This window comes from Falsirhodobacter sp. 20TX0035 (assembly GCF_028307215.1).
Taxonomy (GTDB): Bacteria; Pseudomonadota; Alphaproteobacteria; order Rhodobacterales; family Rhodobacteraceae; genus Falsirhodobacter.
In genome coordinates this window covers 571,497-588,710 of sequence record NZ_JAQMHV010000001.1, presented here as the reverse complement: position 1 = coordinate 588,710, position 17,214 = coordinate 571,497, and the positions used below count along the sequence as shown (strand labels likewise).

Annotated in this window: 18 protein-coding genes, 2 tRNA genes and 2 pseudogenes; 13 read left to right on the top strand and 9 right to left on the bottom strand. The window is 65.0% G+C overall.

Annotation, left to right across the window (positions count from 1 at the left end; genetic code table 11):
• Positions 1-94: 94 nt before the first annotated feature.
• Genes cyoA through PIJ50_RS03015 form a run of 7 tightly spaced genes read left to right on the top strand, consistent with a single transcriptional unit; the run spans position 95 to position 6,798 of the window.
• Positions 95-1,255, top strand: coding sequence for a ubiquinol oxidase subunit II (cyoA, locus tag PIJ50_RS03045; protein ID WP_271972565.1), 1,161 nt, complete (start codon positions 95-97; stop codon positions 1,253-1,255).
• A 13-nt stretch (positions 1,256-1,268) separates the two neighbouring features.
• Positions 1,269-3,260 carry a cytochrome o ubiquinol oxidase subunit I gene (cyoB, locus tag PIJ50_RS03040; protein WP_271972563.1) on the top strand — a complete coding sequence of 664 codons (1,992 nt, stop codon included), beginning with the start codon at positions 1,269-1,271 and terminating at the stop codon, positions 3,258-3,260.
• A gap of 3 nt (positions 3,261-3,263) precedes the next feature.
• Positions 3,264-3,881, top strand: a complete 618-nt coding sequence (cyoC, locus tag PIJ50_RS03035; protein WP_271972560.1) for a cytochrome o ubiquinol oxidase subunit III — start codon at positions 3,264-3,266, stop codon at positions 3,879-3,881.
• Complete coding sequence (gene cyoD, locus PIJ50_RS03030; RefSeq protein ID WP_334212713.1) at positions 3,881-4,309, top strand: cytochrome o ubiquinol oxidase subunit IV; 429 nt, start codon at positions 3,881-3,883, stop codon at positions 4,307-4,309. The genes cyoC and cyoD overlap by 1 nt, the downstream gene beginning before the upstream one ends.
• A complete protein-coding gene (locus PIJ50_RS03025) occupies positions 4,306-5,034 on the top strand; it encodes an SURF1 family protein (RefSeq protein WP_271972557.1) in 729 nt (242 codons plus the stop codon). The genes cyoD and PIJ50_RS03025 overlap by 4 nt, the downstream gene beginning before the upstream one ends.
• A complete protein-coding gene (locus PIJ50_RS03020) occupies positions 5,013-6,275 on the top strand; it encodes an ATP-binding protein (protein ID WP_271972556.1) in 1,263 nt (420 codons plus the stop codon). The genes PIJ50_RS03025 and PIJ50_RS03020 overlap by 22 nt, the downstream gene beginning before the upstream one ends.
• Positions 6,268-6,798, top strand: a complete 531-nt coding sequence (locus PIJ50_RS03015) for a response regulator transcription factor (protein ID WP_271972554.1) — start codon at positions 6,268-6,270, stop codon at positions 6,796-6,798. Before PIJ50_RS03020 ends, PIJ50_RS03015 begins: the two co-directional genes overlap by 8 nt.
• A 6-nt stretch (positions 6,799-6,804) precedes the next feature.
• On the opposite strand, the gene PIJ50_RS03010 is transcribed toward PIJ50_RS03015, so the two are convergent.
• On the bottom strand, positions 6,805-7,308 hold the full coding sequence (locus PIJ50_RS03010) for a cell wall hydrolase (RefSeq protein WP_271972552.1): 504 nt from the start codon (positions 7,306-7,308) through the stop codon (positions 6,805-6,807).
• Between the two features lie 159 nt (positions 7,309-7,467).
• Here PIJ50_RS03010 and PIJ50_RS03005 point away from each other — a divergent pair, with 159 nt between their 5' ends.
• Positions 7,468-8,067 (top strand): glutathione binding-like protein, encoded by a 600-nt coding sequence (locus PIJ50_RS03005; protein ID WP_271972551.1) that lies wholly within the window; start codon positions 7,468-7,470, stop codon positions 8,065-8,067.
• A 147-nt stretch (positions 8,068-8,214) separates the two neighbouring features.
• Here PIJ50_RS03005 and PIJ50_RS03000 read toward each other — a convergent pair whose 3' ends face one another.
• The 3 genes from PIJ50_RS03000 to PIJ50_RS02990 form a co-directional block, all read right to left on the bottom strand.
• Entirely contained in the window at positions 8,215-8,772 is a 558-nt protein-coding gene (locus PIJ50_RS03000; protein WP_271972548.1) for a fasciclin domain-containing protein, read from the bottom strand.
• Between the two features lie 82 nt (positions 8,773-8,854).
• Complete coding sequence (locus PIJ50_RS02995; RefSeq protein WP_271972547.1) at positions 8,855-9,469, bottom strand: anti-sigma factor; 615 nt, start codon at positions 9,467-9,469, stop codon at positions 8,855-8,857.
• Positions 9,466-9,990, bottom strand: coding sequence for a sigma-70 family RNA polymerase sigma factor (locus PIJ50_RS02990; protein ID WP_271972545.1), 525 nt, complete (start codon positions 9,988-9,990; stop codon positions 9,466-9,468). The genes PIJ50_RS02995 and PIJ50_RS02990 overlap by 4 nt, the downstream gene beginning before the upstream one ends.
• A gap of 272 nt (positions 9,991-10,262) precedes the next feature.
• Between PIJ50_RS02990 and PIJ50_RS02985 the strand changes: the two genes are divergently transcribed.
• Positions 10,263-10,769, top strand: a complete 507-nt coding sequence (locus PIJ50_RS02985) for a RipA family octameric membrane protein (protein ID WP_271972544.1) — start codon at positions 10,263-10,265, stop codon at positions 10,767-10,769.
• Between the two features lie 6 nt (positions 10,770-10,775).
• Here the strand turns inward: PIJ50_RS02985 and PIJ50_RS02980 are convergent, their stop codons facing one another.
• The 3 genes from PIJ50_RS02980 to PIJ50_RS02970 all read right to left on the bottom strand — a co-directional run bounded on the left by PIJ50_RS02980 (position 10,776) and on the right by PIJ50_RS02970 (position 13,102).
• Positions 10,776-11,645 (bottom strand): DMT family transporter, encoded by an 870-nt coding sequence (locus PIJ50_RS02980; RefSeq protein WP_271972543.1) that lies wholly within the window; start codon positions 11,643-11,645, stop codon positions 10,776-10,778.
• A gap of 38 nt (positions 11,646-11,683) precedes the next feature.
• Positions 11,684-12,178, bottom strand: a complete 495-nt coding sequence (locus PIJ50_RS02975) for a putative pterin-binding protein (protein WP_271972541.1) — start codon at positions 12,176-12,178, stop codon at positions 11,684-11,686.
• Positions 12,179-13,026: 848 nt separating this feature from the next.
• Positions 13,027-13,102, bottom strand: a tRNA-Lys gene (locus tag PIJ50_RS02970).
• A 98-nt stretch (positions 13,103-13,200) separates the two neighbouring features.
• On the opposite strand from PIJ50_RS02970, the gene dapF reads away from it, so the two are divergent.
• Both dapF and mtaB read left to right on the top strand, forming a co-directional pair.
• Entirely contained in the window at positions 13,201-14,010 is an 810-nt protein-coding gene (gene dapF / locus PIJ50_RS02965; RefSeq protein WP_271972539.1) for a diaminopimelate epimerase, read from the top strand.
• Positions 14,007-15,260: a tRNA (N(6)-L-threonylcarbamoyladenosine(37)-C(2))-methylthiotransferase MtaB gene (gene mtaB, locus PIJ50_RS02960; RefSeq protein WP_271972537.1), complete on the top strand. Its 1,254-nt coding sequence runs from the start codon at positions 14,007-14,009 to the stop codon at positions 15,258-15,260. Before dapF ends, mtaB begins: the two co-directional genes overlap by 4 nt.
• Before the next feature lie 4 nt (positions 15,261-15,264).
• Here mtaB and PIJ50_RS02955 read toward each other — a convergent pair whose 3' ends face one another.
• Entirely contained in the window at positions 15,265-16,278 is a 1,014-nt protein-coding gene (locus tag PIJ50_RS02955; protein ID WP_271972535.1) for a LacI family DNA-binding transcriptional regulator, read from the bottom strand.
• 98 nt (positions 16,279-16,376) lie between these two features.
• Here PIJ50_RS02955 and PIJ50_RS02950 point away from each other — a divergent pair.
• Both PIJ50_RS02950 and PIJ50_RS02945 read left to right on the top strand, forming a co-directional pair.
• Positions 16,377-16,453, top strand: a tRNA-Arg gene (locus tag PIJ50_RS02950).
• A 126-nt stretch (positions 16,454-16,579) separates the two neighbouring features.
• Positions 16,580-16,780 (top strand): annotated as a pseudogene (locus tag PIJ50_RS02945) (hypothetical protein); the annotation flags it as partial.
• Between the two features lie 152 nt (positions 16,781-16,932).
• Here PIJ50_RS02945 and PIJ50_RS02940 read toward each other — a convergent pair.
• Positions 16,933-17,163: pseudogene (locus PIJ50_RS02940) on the bottom strand (GTP-binding protein); the annotation flags it as partial.
• Between the last annotated feature and the right edge of the window lie 51 nt (positions 17,164-17,214).

Sequence of the window (17,214 nt, the reverse complement as noted above, 5' to 3'; positions counted from 1 at the left end):
AATTGTCCAATGTTGTCGTCCCGCCTTCAGGATTACTCGGAGGCACACAAACGCCACCTCGGCCGCAAGTCCGACCGTTCCGAATGGATTCGCCGTGAAAAGCCTCCGTCTCGCCGCATTGGCGCCCCTTGCCTTCATAGCCGCCTGCAAACCCGTGGTTCTGGCCCCTGCAGGGGACATTGCCGCGCAGCAGCGCGACGTTCTTGTCATTTCCACGCTTCTGATGCTGCTGATCATCATCCCGGTGATCGCGCTGGTCATCTTCTTCGCGTGGAAATACCGCGAATCGAACAAGGACGCCGAGTACGATCCCGAGTTCCACCACTCCACCCGGCTGGAGCTGGTGATCTGGGCCGCCCCCCTCATGATCATCATCGCCCTGGGCGCGCTGACCTGGGTCGGCACGCACCTGCTGGACCCCTACCGTCCGCTGGACCGGATCGCGGCCGACAAGCCGATCACGGAAGACTACGCGCCCCTTCAGGTGCAGGTCGTGGCGATGGACTGGAAGTGGATGTTCATCTACCCGGAATACGGTGTCGCGACGGTCAACGAACTGGCCGTTCCGGTGGACCGCCCGGTGGAGTTCACGATCACCGCGACCTCGGTGATGAACGCCTTCTACATCCCCGCGATGGCCGGCATGATCTATGCCATGCCCGCGATGGAAACCAAGCTGCACGGCGTCCTGAACAACGAAGGCACGTATGAGGGCTTCTCCTCGCACTATTCGGGCCACGGCTTCTCGCACATGCGCTTCTCCACCTATGCAATGCAGCCGGCCGATTTCGACGGCTGGGTCGAAAAGGTCCGCACCGAAGGCAGCGCACTGGACCGCACCCGCTATGCCGAACTGGAAAAGCCGTCCGAGGCCGTTCCGGTCATGTATTTCGGTAACGTGGCGCCCGATCTATGGCACGCGATCCTGAACCGCTGCGTCGACGCCAACCGCATGTGCGTGGACGAGATGATGGCCGTGGACGAGGTGGGTGGCTTCGGCATGGCCGGCACCCTGAACGTGACCGAGCTGACCCAGAAGGTCTTCACCCGCGGCCCGACCCCCTTCGGTTCGCAGCCGGTGGTCGTGGACGCCTTCTGCACGGTGCTGGATTCGCAGCGCGTGTACGGCGAGGAGCAGGTCATCGTCGCGGCCCGGGACACGAGCCCGCTGCGCGGCCACGGCCTGAAGCCGGGCATGTCGCTGACGCCCACCTTCACCCTTCTTTCTGCGCCTCAGCGCGCACAGGCCCTTTGACGGAACAGGCGCTATGACCCTAACCGAATTCATCTTTGGCCGCCTGACCTGGGCTGCCATCCCGATCCACGAGCCGATCCTCATCGGCACCTTCGCGGCCGTTGCGGTCATGGGCGTGGTGCTGCTGGGAAGCATGACCTACTTCCGCATGTGGGGCCCGTTCTGGAAGAACTGGGTCGTCAGCATCGACCACAAGAAGATCGGCATCATGTACATGGTGCTGGGCATCGTGATGCTGCTGCGCGGCTTTGCCGACGCGCTGATGATGCGTCTTCAGCAGACCATGGCCTTCGACGGGGGCGAGGGATACCTCAACGCCCACCACTACGACCAGATCTTCACGGCGCACGGCGTCATCATGATCTTCTTCGTGGCGATGCCCTTCGTGACCGGCCTGATGAACTTCATCATGCCGCTGCAGATCGGCGCGCGCGACGTGGCCTTCCCGTTCCTGAACAACTTCTCGTTCTGGATGACGGTGGGCGGCGCGGTGCTGACCATGCTGTCGCTGTTCATCGGTGAATTCGCGCAAACCGGTTGGCTGGCCTTCCCGCCGCTGTCGGGGATCGGCGCCTCTCCGTCGACGGGCGTGGACTACTACATCTGGGGCCTTCAGGTCGCCGGTGTGGGCACGACGCTGTCGGGCATCAACCTGCTGGTGACCATCGTGAAGATGCGCGCCCCGGGCATGACCATGACGAAGATGCCGATCTTCTGCTGGACCGCGCTTTGCACCAACATCCTGATCGTCGCCTCGTTCCCGATCCTGACGGCCGTTCTGGTCCTGCTGACGCTGGACCGCTATGTCGGCACGAACTTCTTCACCGCCGACCTGGGCGGCAACCCGATGATGTACGTCAACCTCATCTGGATTTGGGGCCACCCGGAGGTGTACATCCTCATCCTGCCGCTGTTCGGCGTCTTCTCGGAAGTGGTGTCCACCTTCTCGGGCAAGCGTCTCTTCGGCTACACCTCGATGATCTACGCAACGGTCGTGATCACCATCCTGTCCTACCTCGTCTGGCTGCACCACTTCTTCACGATGGGGTCGGGCGCGTCCGTGAACTCGTTCTTCGGGATCACCACGATGATCATCTCCATCCCCACGGGGGCGAAGATCTTCAACTGGCTGTTCACGATGTACAAGGGCCGTATCCGGTTCGAACTGCCGATGTACTGGGTGATCGCCTTCATGATCACCTTCACCGTGGGCGGGATGACCGGCGTTCTTCTGGCCGTGCCTCCGGCGGACTTCGTCCTCCACAACTCGCTGTTCCTGGTTGCCCACTTCCACAACGTGATCATCGGCGGCGTGGTGTTCGGGGTGTTCGCAGGCATCAACTACTGGTTCCCGAAGGCCTTCGGCTTCAAGCTGAACGAGTTCTGGGGTAAGGTCTCCTTCTGGGGCTGGGTGCTCGGCTACTGGTTCACCTTCACGCCGCTTTACGTCATGGGCCTGATGGGCGTCACCCGCCGGATGCGCGCCTTCGACGATCCGAGCCTGGCCCCCTGGATGTATTGCGCCATGTTCGGCGTGACGCTGGTGGCCATCGGCATCGCGGCCTTCCTGATCCAGATCGGCGTGTCGATCCTGCAGCGCGACAAGCTGCGCGACCTGACGGGCGACCCTTGGAACGGCCGCACGCTGGAATGGGCCACGTCCTCGCCGCCGCCCAGCTACAACTTCGCGTTCACGCCGGTGGTCTACGACATCGACACCTGGCATGACATGAAGCAGAAGAAGTACGAGCGTCCGGCCGAAGGCTACAAGCCGATCCACATGCCGCGGAGCACCGAAGCCGGTGTGATCCTGGCGGGCCTCGCCACGATCTGCGGCTTTGCCCTGATCTGGTACATGTGGTGGCTGGCCGCGCTGTCCTTCGTCGCGCTGATCGCCTATGCGATCTTCCACACCTACAACCGCGACCGTGACTTCTACATCACGGCCGAGGAGGTCGCCGAAACCGAAGCCGCGCGCACGAAGCTGCTCGCCTCGCAGGTGTAAGACATGAGCACTGTTACCTTGCCCAAAGACGGCGCCTTCCACCTCACGGAAGAGCCGCACCACCCCGAAGGCGCCAGCACGCTTCTGGGCTTCTACATCTACCTGATGAGCGACTGCCTCATCTTCTCGGTCCTCTTCGCGACCTATGCGGTTCTCGGCGGCGCCTATGCCGCCGGGCCCGGCCCGAAGGAACTGTTCGACCTGGACCTGATCGCGGTCAACACGGCGATGCTGCTGTTCTCCTCGATCACCTACGGCTTCGCGATGCTCGCGATGCAGCGCCACAACAGCAAGCAGGTCATCGGCTGGCTGCTGGTGACGGCCGTCTTTGGCGCCTGCTTCCTTGCGATCGAACTCTACGAGTTCCACCACCTCATCCATGAGGGGGCGGGCCCGCAGCGTTCGGCCTTCCTGTCGGCCTTCTTCCTGCTGGTCGGCACGCACGGCCTGCACGTGACCTTCGGGATGCTGTGGCTGTTCACGCTGGTGTTCCAGGTGCGCAAGTTCGGCCTGACGGCGGCCATGCAGCGCCGGCTCAGCTGCCTCAGCCTGTTCTGGCACTTCCTGGACGTCATCTGGATCGGCGTCTTCAGCTTCGTCTATCTGGTAAGGATGGTTTGATGGCACATCACGCACACACGCACGCGCATGACGACCATCACGGCGCGGAACACGATCACGGCTCGCTGAAGTCCTACATCACGGGCTTCGTGCTGTCGGTCATCCTGACGGTGATCCCGTTCTGGCTGGTCATGGGCGAGGTTCTGGAAAACCGCACGGCGACGATCCTGCTGGTGGCGCTGTTTGCCGCCATCCAGGTCATCGTCCACGTGGTCTACTTCCTGCACGTGACCCCGCATGCCGAGGAAGGCTGGACGCTGACCTCCACGATCTTCACGCTGGTGGTGGTCGTGATCATGATCGCGGGCTCCGTCTGGGTCATGTACAACATGAACGCCAACATGATGCCGAACCACGAAATGGGCGGCAATCTGGGTGCCGTGGTCCCCGAGGGCCAGGGCAGCGGCGAACCGGAAAACCCGAGGTGAGCGGTGCGGGGACGGATCGTCGGCCCCGCTCTGCCCTGACACTGGCCGTTCTGGCGGTTCTGGCAGCAGCAGGGGTGGCCCTGCTGCTGTCTTTGGGTGTCTGGCAGGTGAAGCGTCTGGCGTGGAAGACCGACCTGATCGCCCGGGTGGAGGCGCGTCTGGACGCGCCCGTCGTTCCGACCCCCGGTCCGGCCGACTGGCCCACGGTCACGCGTGACGCCGCCGAATACCGCAAGGTGGAGGTGACGGGCCGGTTCCTGAACGACAAGGCCGTGCTGACGCAGGCCGTGACGGAAGCGGGCGCCGGCTTCTGGGTCCTGACGCCGTTGGTGAGCGGTGATGCCACATATCTGATCAATCGCGGGTTCGTGCCGGCTGCCACGCGCAACGACTACACCCGCCCCGAAGGGGAGCAGTCGGTTTCCGGCCTTTTGCGGATGACCGAGCCGAAGGGCGGCTTCCTGCGCAGCAACGACCCCGCCGGCGGCCGCTGGTATTCCCGCGACGTAGGGGCCATCGCGCAGGCGCAGGGGCTGACGAACGTGGCGCCCTTCTTCATCGACGCCGCCCGTTCGGGCGATCAGGCGCCGATCGGCGGGCTGACGGTGGTGCAGTTCCGCAACTCGCATCTGAGCTATGCGCTGACCTGGTTCGCGCTGGCGCTTGGCCTTGCTGGGGCGTCGGTCTTCGTGGGGTGGCATGAATGGCGTTTGCGGCGGGATTGACGGACGAGGTTGCGGACGGCCGCAACCTGAACCTTCTGGTGCAACTGCGCTGGCTGGCGGTGGCCGGCCAGATCGCCGCCATCAGCGTCGTGCACATCTTCCTTGGAATCGATCTGCCGCTGGTGCCGATGTACGGCGTTCTGGCGGTCCTGATCGTCATGAACCTGATCAGCCGGACGCGCTTCCGCAACTGGCGGTGGGCGGCTGCGTCCGAAATGGTGGTCGACGTTCTGGCGCTGACCACGCAGCTCGCGCTGTCGGGCGGGGCGACCAACCCCTTCACCATCCTGTACCTGTTGCAGATCACCCTCTCGGCGGTCCTTCTGCCGCGCGCCGTCACCTGGGCGCTGGTGGGGCTGGTCGTGGTGATGCTGGGCCTGCTGATCCCCTTCCACTACACTTTCACCCTGCCCGAGGGGGTGGAGCTGTTTCCCATCTACATCGTCGGCCTGATGTTCGCCCTTGTGGTGGACGCGGTGCTGATCGCGGCCTTCATGACGCGCATCACCTCCAACCTGCGGGACCGGACGCAGCGTCTGGCGATCATGCACCAGCGCGCGGTGGAGGAGGACCAGATCGTGCGGATGGGCCTCTTCGCTTCGGGTGCCGCGCATGAGCTGGGCACGCCCCTCGCCTCCATCTCGGTCATCCTAGGGGATTGGCGGCATTCTGTGACCGACCCCGAGCAGCGCGAGGAGATCGCGGCCATGCAGAAGGCCGTCGACCGCTGCAAGGCGATCGTGACCGGCATCCTCATGACCTCGGGCGAGGCGCGAGGGGAATCGCCCCATCCCACCACCGTCCACCACTTCATCGAACAGTTGGCCGAGGATTGGGCCGATCTGCGCGACTTCGAGGGGCTGATCGTGCGGAACGACTTCGGCACCGACATGCAGATCGTTCTGGACACCACGCTGACCAAGATGCTGATGAACGTGCTGGACAACGCGTTCGAGGTGTCGCCGCAATGGGTGCGTTTGACCGTGGAACGCGCGGGCGACGATCTGGTTCTTATCGTGGAGGATCGGGGTCCGGGCTTTGCGCCCGAGATACTGGCGGACATCGGTCGTCCTTATCGCAGCACCAAGGACCGGCCCGGCCGGGGCCTTGGGCTGTTCCTGACGGTCAGCGCCCTTCGCAAGCTGGGGGGGGACGTGATCGTCGCCAACCGCCCGCGCGGGGCCGAAGTGACGTTGCGCCTGCCGCTCGAATCGCTGGCGCTGAGGAGACACGATGCCTGAAGGTCTGATCCTGCTGGTCGAGGATGACGAGGATTTCGCGGCCACGCTGAAACGGTCGCTGGAAAAGCGCGGCTATCAGGTGGTGCACGCCACGGGTCCCGACGGGCTGCCCGCCGTGCTGGAGGCGCAGCGCCCCACCCATGCGGTGGTGGACCTGAAGCTGGCCGGCGGCTCCGGCCTTGTCTGCGTGGACCAGCTGCACCGGCATGATCCTGAGATGCTGATCGTGGTGCTGACCGGCTTTGCCAGCATCGCCACCGCGGTGGAGGCGATCAAGCTGGGCGCTTGCCATTATCTGACGAAGCCGTCGAACACCGACGACATCCTGGACGCGTTCCAGCGCGGCGCGGGGGACACGGGCGTGGCGGCCGCCACCCAGCCCACTACGATCAAGACGCTGGAATGGGAACGGATTCACGAAACGCTGGTGGCCACGGACTTCAACATCTCGGAAACCGCGCGGCGGCTGGGGATGCACCGCCGGACGCTGGCCCGGAAGCTGGAAAAGTGGCAGGTGCGCTAGGGCGGCCTAGCGGCCCGTGATCCCCTCGATCGGCGCGGGGGGCGTGGGCTGGGTCACCAGAGCGCGCTTGCGCCGTTCGTAGAAGGCGTTTCCGCCGGTCACGAGGACATAGTGCATGTTGTTGTAGGACGCGCGATAGCCTGCCGTGTGGAAGAACTGCGCGTTGCCGATCATCGGGTGGCGTTCGCCGCGCAGAACGGACACCGCCGCCTCGCGGATGCGAGGGGCGGAGCGGCTGTCCATCCGGCGGGACATGACGCCGGGCGCGAACTGCTTCTTCTGTGCGACGACCCCGCAAACCGACCGGGGGTAGTTGCCGGATTCCACCCGGTTCATCACCACGCTGCCCACGGCGATCATCCCGTCGCGGCTGGAGCGGTTCGATTCGAAATACATCGCCCGTTCCATGCATTCGAGTTCCGTATGGCGGTGGAACAGGCCGCAGCCGGCCAGCAGGCCAAGGGGGGCGGCCAGAAGGACCGCCCGCAGGGATCGTGTGAAAGGCGTCATCGGGGGAGGGTCCTGCTTACGGTGTTTGGCCCGGACCTTAGCAAGCCCAAGGCGAAAGCTTCAACATCCAAGCACACCGGCTGTGATCCTGTGCCGACTGACTTTGCCGGACACACAAGCTACTCCTGTTGGGGATGGAGCCATCGAAAGGAACATCCGATGAAACTTTTCTACTCTCCCGGCGCCTGCTCGCTCAGCGTTCACATCACGCTGGCCGAGGCGGATCTGGACTATGACCTGGAAGCGGTGGATCTGAAGACGAAGAAGACCGCGTCGGGCAACGACTTTCTGGCCATCAACAAGCGCGGCGCGGTTCCGGCCCTGCGTTTGGACGACGGCGCGGTGCTGACGCAGAATGCGGCGATCCTGCAATATGTGGGCGACCGGTCCGACGTGGCAGCGTTCAAGCCGGCTCAAGGCTCGGTTGAACGCGCACGCCTGCAAGAGGCGCTGGCCTTCTGCAGCGACCTGCACGTGGCCTTCAGCGGCCTGTTCGCGCCGGACCAAAGCCCCGAGGCGCTGGAGGCCACCCGGCAGAAGATCGACCGCCGCACCACGCAGCTGGAAGACATGCTGACCGCCGACGGCTACTGGCTGGGCGAGTTCACGCCGGCCGACGCCTATGCGGCCGTCATCCTGAACTGGGGCTTCGTCAAGAACGTAGACCTGAGCGCCTATCCCAAGGCTTGCGCCCTGCGCGAACGCGTGCTGGCCCGCCCGGCAGTGCAGCGTGCCATGAAGGAAGAAGGCTTGATCTGAGGGTTCCTTGCCGGGCGGGACATGGCCTCGCCCGGAACAGGCGGAAAGCGGGAAAGGGGGTTCCCCGCTGCCACGCCCCGCTGACGACCCGGGGCCGGTCCCGCACCGGCTCCGAGGATGGCGCGCCCCGCTTGGGGCGCGCCATGTTTATTTCGGGACAAGGACATGATCGACGACGTGGATGACGCCGTTGGATTGGTCCACATCAGCGATGGTGATCTTCGCCACGTTGCCGCTTTCGTCATAGACGGACAGCATGTCGCCGTTCACCTTCACCGACAGCGCATCGCCCGACACCGTGGTGAAGTTGGCCATGCCGTCATTGCTCATCTTCGCCTTTTCGGAGATCTTGGCGGCGGTCCAGTCGCCCGAAACGACGTGGGCCGTCAGCACCTTGACCAGCATCGCCTTGTTTTCCGGCTTCAGCAGCGTGTCCACCGTGCCGGCGGGCAGCATCGCGAACGCCTCGTTCGTGGGGGCGAAGACGGTGAAGGGGCCGGGGCCCTGCAGCGTTTCCACAAGGCCCGCGGCCTTCACGGCGGCGACCAGCGTGGTGTGATCGGCGGAGTTCATCGCGTTCTCGACGATGTTCTTGTTCTCGAACATCGCGGCGCCGCCGACCATCGGGTTTTCGGCATGGGCGGCGAAGGGCAGGGCAAGGGCAAGGCAGGTGGCCAGAACGCGGCCTCGGATCGAAAGGGTCATCTCGTTTCCTCCAGCGGGGCGGACCATTTCCGCCGCACGTCCCAAGATACGGACGCGCCCGCGCCAAAGTTGCAGGACGCCTTCAGATATTCAGCGGAGTCTGAAGGATCACGGGCCCGGTCGGCTGGCCGGTGGGGGAGCCTCCCTCCGGCTCAAGGCTGATGGCGACGATGGTGCCCGGCGGCAGGCCCGCCACCGGCGCCTGCAGCGGGGCCCCGGTCAGCAGGCCCAGCGATTCAGGCGCGGCGCCGGGGCGGATGATCCAGCCCTGATACGCCTGCCCGGATGGCGCGGCGGGACCGGCGACCTGCACCAGCCGCAGCCCGTCTGCGCCGGGGGTGACCGAAGCCTCCACCACCAGCGCCTGATCCGGCGCGGTCAGGCGGGTGCGCACCGCGTCCGGGCGCAGGGGCCCCAGCACCACGAAAACCGCGACCGAGGCGCCGACCAGCCCCCCCAGCCCCCAAAGACGCCAGCGGCGCGGGGGGCGGCCGAACACCCGCGCTTCGATCGCCGGAAGAAGGTCGGGGGCGGGAACGTCCGCGAACTCGCCGTTCAGGGCTGACAGGCGCATCTCCCATTCCGCCACGCGCACGGCGAAGGCCGGGTCGGTGGCCACGCGGCGCGCGGCGGCCGCCCGGTCGTCCAGCGTGCCAAGGACGTATTCGGCGGCCAGGGCGTCATCCTCCTCGGTCACGACATGCACTCCCGCAGCTTTTGCAGCCCGCGCCGAAGCCAGGACCGCAGGGTGTTCAGCGGGATGGCGTGACGCCGGGCCAGATCCTCGTAGCTGAGGCCGTCAAGATAGGCACCCCGCACCGCCTGCGCGTGATCGGCGCCCAGCGTGTTCAGGCAAAGGCGGAAGCGATCGGCTTCCCCCCGCGCGATGATCCGCGCCTCGGCCGAGGGGGAGGGGTCGGCCACGGCCGAGGCCGCGTCGTCATCGGGCCGCGCGTCCCGCGGGCGGGCGCGCAGACGGTCGATGCACAGGTTGCGCGCGACGGCGATCATCCAGATCATGGCAGGGGCCTTGTCGGGGTCGTAACGGTGGGACCGGGTCCAGATCCGCGTGAAAATCTCCTGCAACGCGTCCTCCGCCTCGGCCCTGTCGCGCAGCATACGAAGGCAGACGCCGAAAAGTTTCGGACTGGCCAGTGGATACAGCGCGCGAAAGGCCGCCCGCTCCCCCGCCGCCATGCGGAGAAGCAGTTGGTCCATCGCCTCGGCCTCCGGTTCGACCATATGCCATCGTCCCCCTGAAGGCGCATCATGCACGGGAATGCGTCCGGAACAATGCGGATCGCGCGCCGCTGGCGGGCCAGCCGGCGACGGAACACCAGGCGGGACGGGTCATTGTCCCGCAGGTGCGCCCGGCCGCCCACGATCGCGATCCGAGGCGGCAAGGCGGGGTCTTGCAGAAACTGTGATGCGGGGCGGGTAAGTCTGACCTGTCGCCGCTTTCGGCACATCCCCAAAGGAAAGGCCCTTCCATGGCTGAAACATCCTGCGATCCGGAAGATCATGCCGAGAATGGCCGCAGGCTGGCCGGTTACCGGCAGGAGATCCACTTCGAGGGGCAGATGCTGTCCAGCCGACTGGGCGAATATCTGTCTGCCCAGTCCTTCCTGATCATCGCCTACGCCTCCTCCATGAGCGCGGGATGGTCCAAGCCCGGAATCTTCCTGCTGCTGGTGCCCTTGCCCATGACCCTGCTGGGGCTGGTGCTGTCGATCGACGCCCAGAGGTCGATCAAAAGCTCCTATCAGGTCATCGACCGCTGGCACGACCGGCAGAACGAGCTGATGGCGGAAAAGCACGACCTGTCGAGCTATTGGCCCACGCGAAGCGACCACAAGGACGCGCCCATCGACCCCACCCTGAAAACCACCTTCTATCAGGGCACGCGCTTTGCGACGCGCACGCCCTGGATCTTCATCGTGACGTGGATCTATCTCGCCTCGGTGTCGATCGGGCTGTTCGTGACGCATCGGGCCTGAAGGCGTTCAAGGCGTCCGGAACCACTTTTCGGCCCCGAGGAGGCACACCCCGCTGGCCACGATGAAACCCATCCCCAAAAGGCCCGGACCGTTCGGGACCGTCCCGAAGACAAGCCATCCGGACGCCAGCGCCCAGACGGTCGACATGTAAAGGAACGGGGCGACGGTGGGGACATCCGCCTGGCGGAACGCGCCGATGATCAGACCATGCGCGGCCATCAGGCATACCCCCGAGGCCCCGGCCAGAAGCCACGCGGCAGCGGGCGGCCTTACCCAGGTTTCGGTCAGGAGGCCCGCGGCCCCGGCGGCAAGAACCTCGATCCCGCCAACGCCGACGATCACGACGATGGCCGGAATGCGCGGGTTCATTCGGCGGCCGATCAGATCGCGTGCGGCCGCCATCGCGGCGGCCAGAAGCCCGAACAGCGCATAGGGGGAGAACCCCGCCAGCCCGGGTTGCGCCACAAGGACCGCGCCCGTGAAGGCGGCGGCCATTAGTGCAAGCTGCAACGGCCGAAGGGCTTCGCCCAGAAACAAGCTGGCGCCCAGCAAAAGCAGGATCGGCGCCGTCTGCGCCAGCGCGGTAAGGTCGGCAATCGGGGCGTGCCGCAGCCCGATGACGATGCAGAACGCGGTGGCCAGTTCGCACAGGTTCCGCATCTGCACCCGGCCATCCCGCATCAGGCGCAGGCTTTCGCCGTAGCCGATGGGTCGAAGCAGCAGAAGACCGATCCCCACGATTACAAGGCTGCGCAAGGCCATGGACTGGAACGGCGGCATGTCCCGCATGGCCAGCTTCAGAAAGGTGTCGTTGAGCGTGAAGCACGCCGTGGCAAGGACGGCGAGGGCGATGCCCCTGAATGGTCCCTGTCGCATCTGTTCCGAACGTCCTTGTGCCGCGCCCGCGCGTCCATTCACCGGATGATGAGCCGCGCGACCTGCCAGGCCGACCGCGCGTAATAGGTCTTCGTGTTGAGCGTGCTGGACGAGTCGTAAGGATAGATGATGAAGAGCGGCCCCCGGGTCCGGACGGTCATGTCCTCTCCGTTCAGCTTCATGGCAAGAAGGACGTCGATTTCCTCGGTGTCGGACACGGGAAATTCCGACTGGTAATCGTCCAGGGCGAGGGCCGTGACCGTCGTGCCCTCGGCGCCGACGTAATGAAGCAGGACGGACAGGGGAACGCCGGTGAACCGCATCCGGTCGGCACCATGCCAGGGGGTTGTGGTGGTGACGTCGACGAGGCCCAGCCCTTCCAGCATCTGCCGGTCGAAGGTCGCGTTTTTTCCCGAGTTGGTGTTGGCGATCTTTCCCGAGATCGTCAGAAGGACGTCGCCTTGGGCGGCGGGAAGCTCCTCGGCCTTCACCGGTCCGGCGGCCAGCGCGGCCATGAGGGTCGCGACGATCAAGGGCCATATTCTCAAAGAAGACATCGGGGCGGGTCGCTCCTTAGGGACTCGGCTGCGCGCAGCATCCCTTTGCGATGTTACCACAGGATGAAGGGCTGAAGACGATCATGCCGGTCGGACCTTTATCGCCCTCACAACGCCGAAATCAACCCTGATGGGGAAAGGCATGGGGATGATCCTGCGCCTTTGATCCTCAATTTGTTGGTATATTTCACGAAAGGCGCCGCAGAAGCAATTTGATGCATATTTCCGGGACACGACATGCGAGGGCGGCGATCTTCTTGCACCTGCCAGCCATCCCACGGCTGCCTTGGGCGGTGATCTGGCCTTGGCACGTCCAGCATCGTGTTTACCCCTGTGCCTTCGGTATCGCTCGGGCACCGGGCAATAGGACGACAGATCCATCTGTGAGGGGACATCCATTCTGGCCCCCGGGGCTTGTCGCGGACCTTGCGGAAGTGGAGCGGACTGCGTTCTGGAGCCGCTACGTCTCCGCATCCCGATCGCCTTCATCCTTGAAGACTGATGGGGCTTTTGTTGGCCACGCCTTGCTTGCGGCAGAACCAGTCCTCGGAACAGGAGCGGGTTGGTTCATCTTCGAAAGCCGCGACCTCTTTTGACAGTCCGGGAGCATGTTGTTTGCAGCCGCTAGGGGCTTGGTGGTGGAAGACCCGATCTTCCGCCTAATGGAACCACGCGCACGTGGGGCAGAGTGAGCGCGCGTGTGCACAAGGGCCGGTTTGGACGAAGATCCGATGTTGTTCGACCTATCCGACGACCGCGTCCAAAAAACGAAAAAAGCCCCGCAAGGGGCTTCTTCGTATATCTTGATCTCTAAGGAGATACAGTGGTGAGCCCAACAGGATTCGAACCTGTGACCCACTGATTAAAAGTCAGTTGCTCTACCAACTGAGCTATGGGCCCACATCTGTGAGGCGCTGATTACGGATTCCCGTCGGGGGGGTCAACACCAAAATGCACAAGCTCTGGCAAAAAGATTGCCAGAGGCGTATATCGCGCCCATGCACCCGATCAGTTTCATCAAGATGCACGGCCTTGGCAACGATTTTGTCGTGCTGGACACGCGTGGCCGCGACGTAGTCACGACTCCGGCCTTGGCGCGGGCCTTGGGCGACCGCAACCGCGGCGTCGGCTTCGACCAGCTGGCCGAGATTCGCGATTGCGATCAGGCCGATTACGCGCTGGAGTTCTGGAACACGGACGGCAGTCGGGCTGGGGCTTGCGGGAACGCCAGCCGCTGCGTCGCCTCGCTGATGCTGGAGGGGCGGGACCGCGTGACTTTTGCGACCGAACGCGGGCTTCTGCACGCGGAACGCGCGGGCGATCTGATTCGTGTGAACATGGGCGCGCCGCAACTGGACTGGGCCGAGGTTCCGCTGGCGCACGCCACCAACACGGCCCATCTGCCGATCGACGGCGACCCGATGGCGGTGGGCATGGGCAATCCTCATTGCATCTTCTTTGTCGAGGATGCCGAGGCGGTGGATCTGACCGCCCTTGGCCCGCAGATGGAGCATCACCCGCTGTTCCCGCAGCGCACCAATGTCGAATTCGCCAGCGTCCTGGCGCCCGACCACCTGCGCATGCGCGTGTGGGAACGTGGGGCCGGGGTGACGCTGGCCTGCGGTTCCGGCACCTGCGCCACGGCCGTGGCCGCGCATCTGCGCGGGCTGACGGGCCGCAGCGTGACCGTCGATGTCGATGGCGGACGGTTGCAGATCGACTGGCAGGACGATGGCGTCTGGATGACCGGCCCCGTGGCCCGCGTCTTCGACGGCACCTTGTCCCGCGAATGGCTGGAGGCTGTATGAACGCGCCCGTCTTTTCCACCCTCGGCTGCCGTCTGAACGCGTATGAGACGGAGGCGATGAAGGAACTGGCCGCCAGCGCCGGCCTGTCCAATGCCGTCGTGGTCAACACCTGTGCCGTGACGGCTGAGGCCGTCCGCAAGGCCAAGCAGGAGATCCGGCGTCTGGCGCGCGAAAACCCCGGCGCGCCGATCCTGGTCACCGGCTGCGCCGCGCAGACCGAGCCCGAGACCTTCGCCGGGATGGCCGAGGTCACCCGCGTCATCGGCAACCACGAGAAGATGCAGGCCGAGACGTGGCAGTCCCTGCGCGCGCCCGACCTGATCGGCGTGACCGAGAAGGTCATGGTCGACGACATCATGTCGGTCAAGGAAACGGCGGGCCACCTGATCGACGGCTTCGGCCGCCACCGCGCCTATGTGCAGGTGCAGAACGGCTGCGACCACCGCTGCACCTTCTGCATCATCCCCTTCGGCCGCGGCAATTCCCGCTCCGTTCCCGCCGGCGTGGTGATCGAGCAGATCAAGCGCCTGGTCGGCAAGGGCTTCAACGAGGTGGTGCTGACCGGGGTGGACCTGACCTCTTGGGGCGCGGATCTGCCCGCCACGCCACGTCTGGGCGATCTGGTGATGCGGATCCTGAAGCTGGTGCCGGATCTGGCGCGCCTGCGCATCTCCTCGATCGACTCGATCGAGGCGGATGAGAACCTGATGCAGGCCATCGCGACGGAACCGCGCCTGATGCCGCACCTGCACCTGTCCTTGCAGGCGGGGGACGACATGATCCTGAAACGGATGAAGCGCCGCCACCTGCGCGACGACGCCATCCGCTTCTGCGAGGACGCCCGCAAGCTGCGCCCCGACATGGTTTTCGGCGCCGACATCATCGCGGGCTTCCCGACCGAGACGGAGGCGATGTTTGAAAACTCGCTGAAGCTGGTCGACGATTGCGGCCTGACCTTCCTGCACGTCTTCCCGTTCAGCCCCCGAAAGGGAACGCCCGCCGCGCGGATGCCGCAGGTGAAGGGTCCGGCCATCAGGGACCGCGCCGCGCGCCTGCGGGCGGCCGGGGCGGCGCAGGTGGCCGCCCACCTGAACGCCCAGCAGGGGCAGGTGCACCGCATCCTGATGGAAAGCCCCCGTCTGGGCCGGACCGAACAGTTCACCGAAGTGGATTTCACCGCCGATCAGCCGGAAGGCCAGATCGTGACCGCGCGCATCACAGGACGGTCGGACCAGCGGCTGCGGGCCTGACCGTTCAGCGGATCGTGTCGCCGCGCGCCAGTTTCGGGGTTAGGGCGACCACCTCGCCCCCGATGATCCCTTCGGGATGCCGGCCGGCCACGATCGCCGCGGCCTGACGACCGATCTCGGACCGGCAGGAATCCATCGTGGCCAGCCGCATCGGCAGCCCGTCCAGAAGGTCCACGTTGTTGAAACCGGCCAAGCCCAGACGGCCGGGGATGTCGATCCCCTGTTCCATGCAGTACAAAAGCCCGCCCGCGCCGATCATGTCATTCGAATAATACAGGAAATCGAGATCGGGGGAGCGCGCCAGCATCGCCGCCGTCATCTCGCGCCCCTTGGCCAAGGCCGAGCCGCCCTCGTAGAACTCGCGGTCGGCCAGCGTCACGCCGGCCTCGGACAAGGCGGCCTCGAACCCCTCCAGCCGCTTGCGGGCGCGGTGGTCGCCCGTCATCCGGGTGCCGAGGAACCCGATGCGCCGATAGCCCGCCGCAAGGATCGTCTCGGCCATCATGCGCCCCGCGCGGACGTGGGAGATGCCGACGGCCGTGTCGATCACGGGCCCGTCGGTGTCCATCACCTCCACCACGGGGACGCCCGCGTTTTCCAGCATGATCCGCGCCACGTCCGAATGCTCCAGCCCCGCCACGATCAGGCCGGAAGGGCGCCAGGACAGCATCTCGTAGATGACGGTTTCTTCCTTTTCGGGGGCATAGCCGGTGACGCCGAAGACGGGCTGAAGGCCCGTATCCTCCAGCACGGCCGAGATGGCGCCCAGCACTTCCGGAAACACCATGTTCGACAGGGAGGGGATGACCACGCCCACGAGGTTCACCCGCTGGCTGGCCAGCGCCCCCGCGATCTTGTTGGGCACATAGCCCAGCGTCTTCGCCGCCTCCAGCACGCGTTCGCGGGTGGCGGGGGACACGTCGCCCCGGTTGCGCAGCACGCGGCTGACCGTCATCTCGCTCACGCCCGAGGCTTCGGAAACGTCGCGCAGGGTGAGGGGGCGGCGAAGGTCGGCCATGGGGGTCTCCGGCTGTTTCACCCTTGTTACAGCGAAGCCCGCCTCTTGTCCAAGCGGGCTTGCGGCGCGGTTAATTTCGCCCCAAAAGGAAAGGAGGCGGCCCCGTGGCTCAACTGGATAGAGCAGCCCCCTCCTAAGGGGCAGGTTACAGGTTCAAGTCCTGTCGGGGTCACCAAATCCTCAAGGCGATGGCTTGCGAAGATTTGGCACATACAAGACCGTTCCCCGTCCGACATTAATAGAACGGCGAACCTGAATCGAACCTCCTGCCGTACAAACTACGTATAGTGCCGCGTTTACCATGCGCGTTTTGTTCGGTTTGTGTCCGGAATGTTCTCCCACCGGGGGGTGGTCGCATGAGCCACAAAGCAACCATCTGGGCCATCAATCAAGCTGGCAAAGGCCTCAGCCTAGCGCAAAGCTGGTGCTGTGGCATTTGGCCGACTGGCACAACCCTGACCAAGGCTGCTTCCCAAAGCGGGCACGGCTGGCGGCCGATTGCGAGATGTCGCGTTCCACAATCAACGAGCATCTGAACACACTGGAAGCAAAAGGGCTGATCCAGCGCATCCAGCAAGTCGACCCCAAGACGAAGCAGCAACGCCCCACGCGATACGTCTTCAGCTTCGAGGTAGACTTTCTGGCAGGTGAGGGCAGGGTGCAGCAGATGCAGCCGTTGGTCATTCAACCAGCTTTTCCTCGGATCGGGACAGTTCGGCCTCATCGCGGACAAAGTCGGCGTCAATGTTCACCTCGAACACGTTGTTGACGATCACCGCCACCTTCCGCCCGCCCCGGTTGTTGAGGATGTGGTTCAGCAGTGTCGTCTTGGCCCGCGCCGAGGAAGCCGGACAACCCTGTCACGGGAAGGAGCTTATCAGGGATCAGTGAGTTCTGGGGGCATATGGGTCCTGACGCAGCGGCGGACTTGCCTGC

What these genes read in the sequence shown, in the direction of transcription:
- cyoB (WP_271972563.1), top strand. Translation starts at nt 1,269, where the DNA reads ATGACCCTAACCGAATTCATCTTTGGCCGCCTGACCTGGGCTGCCATC.
- cyoC (WP_271972560.1), top strand. Translation starts at nt 3,264, where the DNA reads ATGAGCACTGTTACCTTGCCCAAAGACGGCGCCTTCCACCTCACGGAA.
- cyoD (WP_334212713.1), top strand. Translation starts at nt 3,881, where the DNA reads ATGGCACATCACGCACACACGCACGCGCATGACGACCATCACGGCGCG.
- PIJ50_RS03020 (WP_271972556.1), top strand. Translation starts at nt 5,013, where the DNA reads ATGGCGTTTGCGGCGGGATTGACGGACGAGGTTGCGGACGGCCGCAAC.
- PIJ50_RS03015 (WP_271972554.1), top strand. Translation starts at nt 6,268, where the DNA reads ATGCCTGAAGGTCTGATCCTGCTGGTCGAGGATGACGAGGATTTCGCG.
- PIJ50_RS03010 (WP_271972552.1), bottom strand. Translation starts at nt 7,308, where the DNA reads ATGACGCCTTTCACACGATCCCTGCGGGCGGTCCTTCTGGCCGCCCCC.
- PIJ50_RS03005 (WP_271972551.1), top strand. Translation starts at nt 7,468, where the DNA reads ATGAAACTTTTCTACTCTCCCGGCGCCTGCTCGCTCAGCGTTCACATC.
- PIJ50_RS03000 (WP_271972548.1), bottom strand. Translation starts at nt 8,772, where the DNA reads ATGACCCTTTCGATCCGAGGCCGCGTTCTGGCCACCTGCCTTGCCCTT.
- PIJ50_RS02990 (WP_271972545.1), bottom strand. Translation starts at nt 9,990, where the DNA reads ATGGACCAACTGCTTCTCCGCATGGCGGCGGGGGAGCGGGCGGCCTTT.
- PIJ50_RS02985 (WP_271972544.1), top strand. Translation starts at nt 10,263, where the DNA reads ATGGCTGAAACATCCTGCGATCCGGAAGATCATGCCGAGAATGGCCGC.
- PIJ50_RS02980 (WP_271972543.1), bottom strand. Translation starts at nt 11,645, where the DNA reads ATGCGACAGGGACCATTCAGGGGCATCGCCCTCGCCGTCCTTGCCACG.
- dapF (WP_271972539.1), top strand. Translation starts at nt 13,201, where the DNA reads ATGCACCCGATCAGTTTCATCAAGATGCACGGCCTTGGCAACGATTTT.
- mtaB (WP_271972537.1), top strand. Translation starts at nt 14,007, where the DNA reads ATGAACGCGCCCGTCTTTTCCACCCTCGGCTGCCGTCTGAACGCGTAT.
- PIJ50_RS02955 (WP_271972535.1), bottom strand. Translation starts at nt 16,278, where the DNA reads ATGGCCGACCTTCGCCGCCCCCTCACCCTGCGCGACGTTTCCGAAGCC.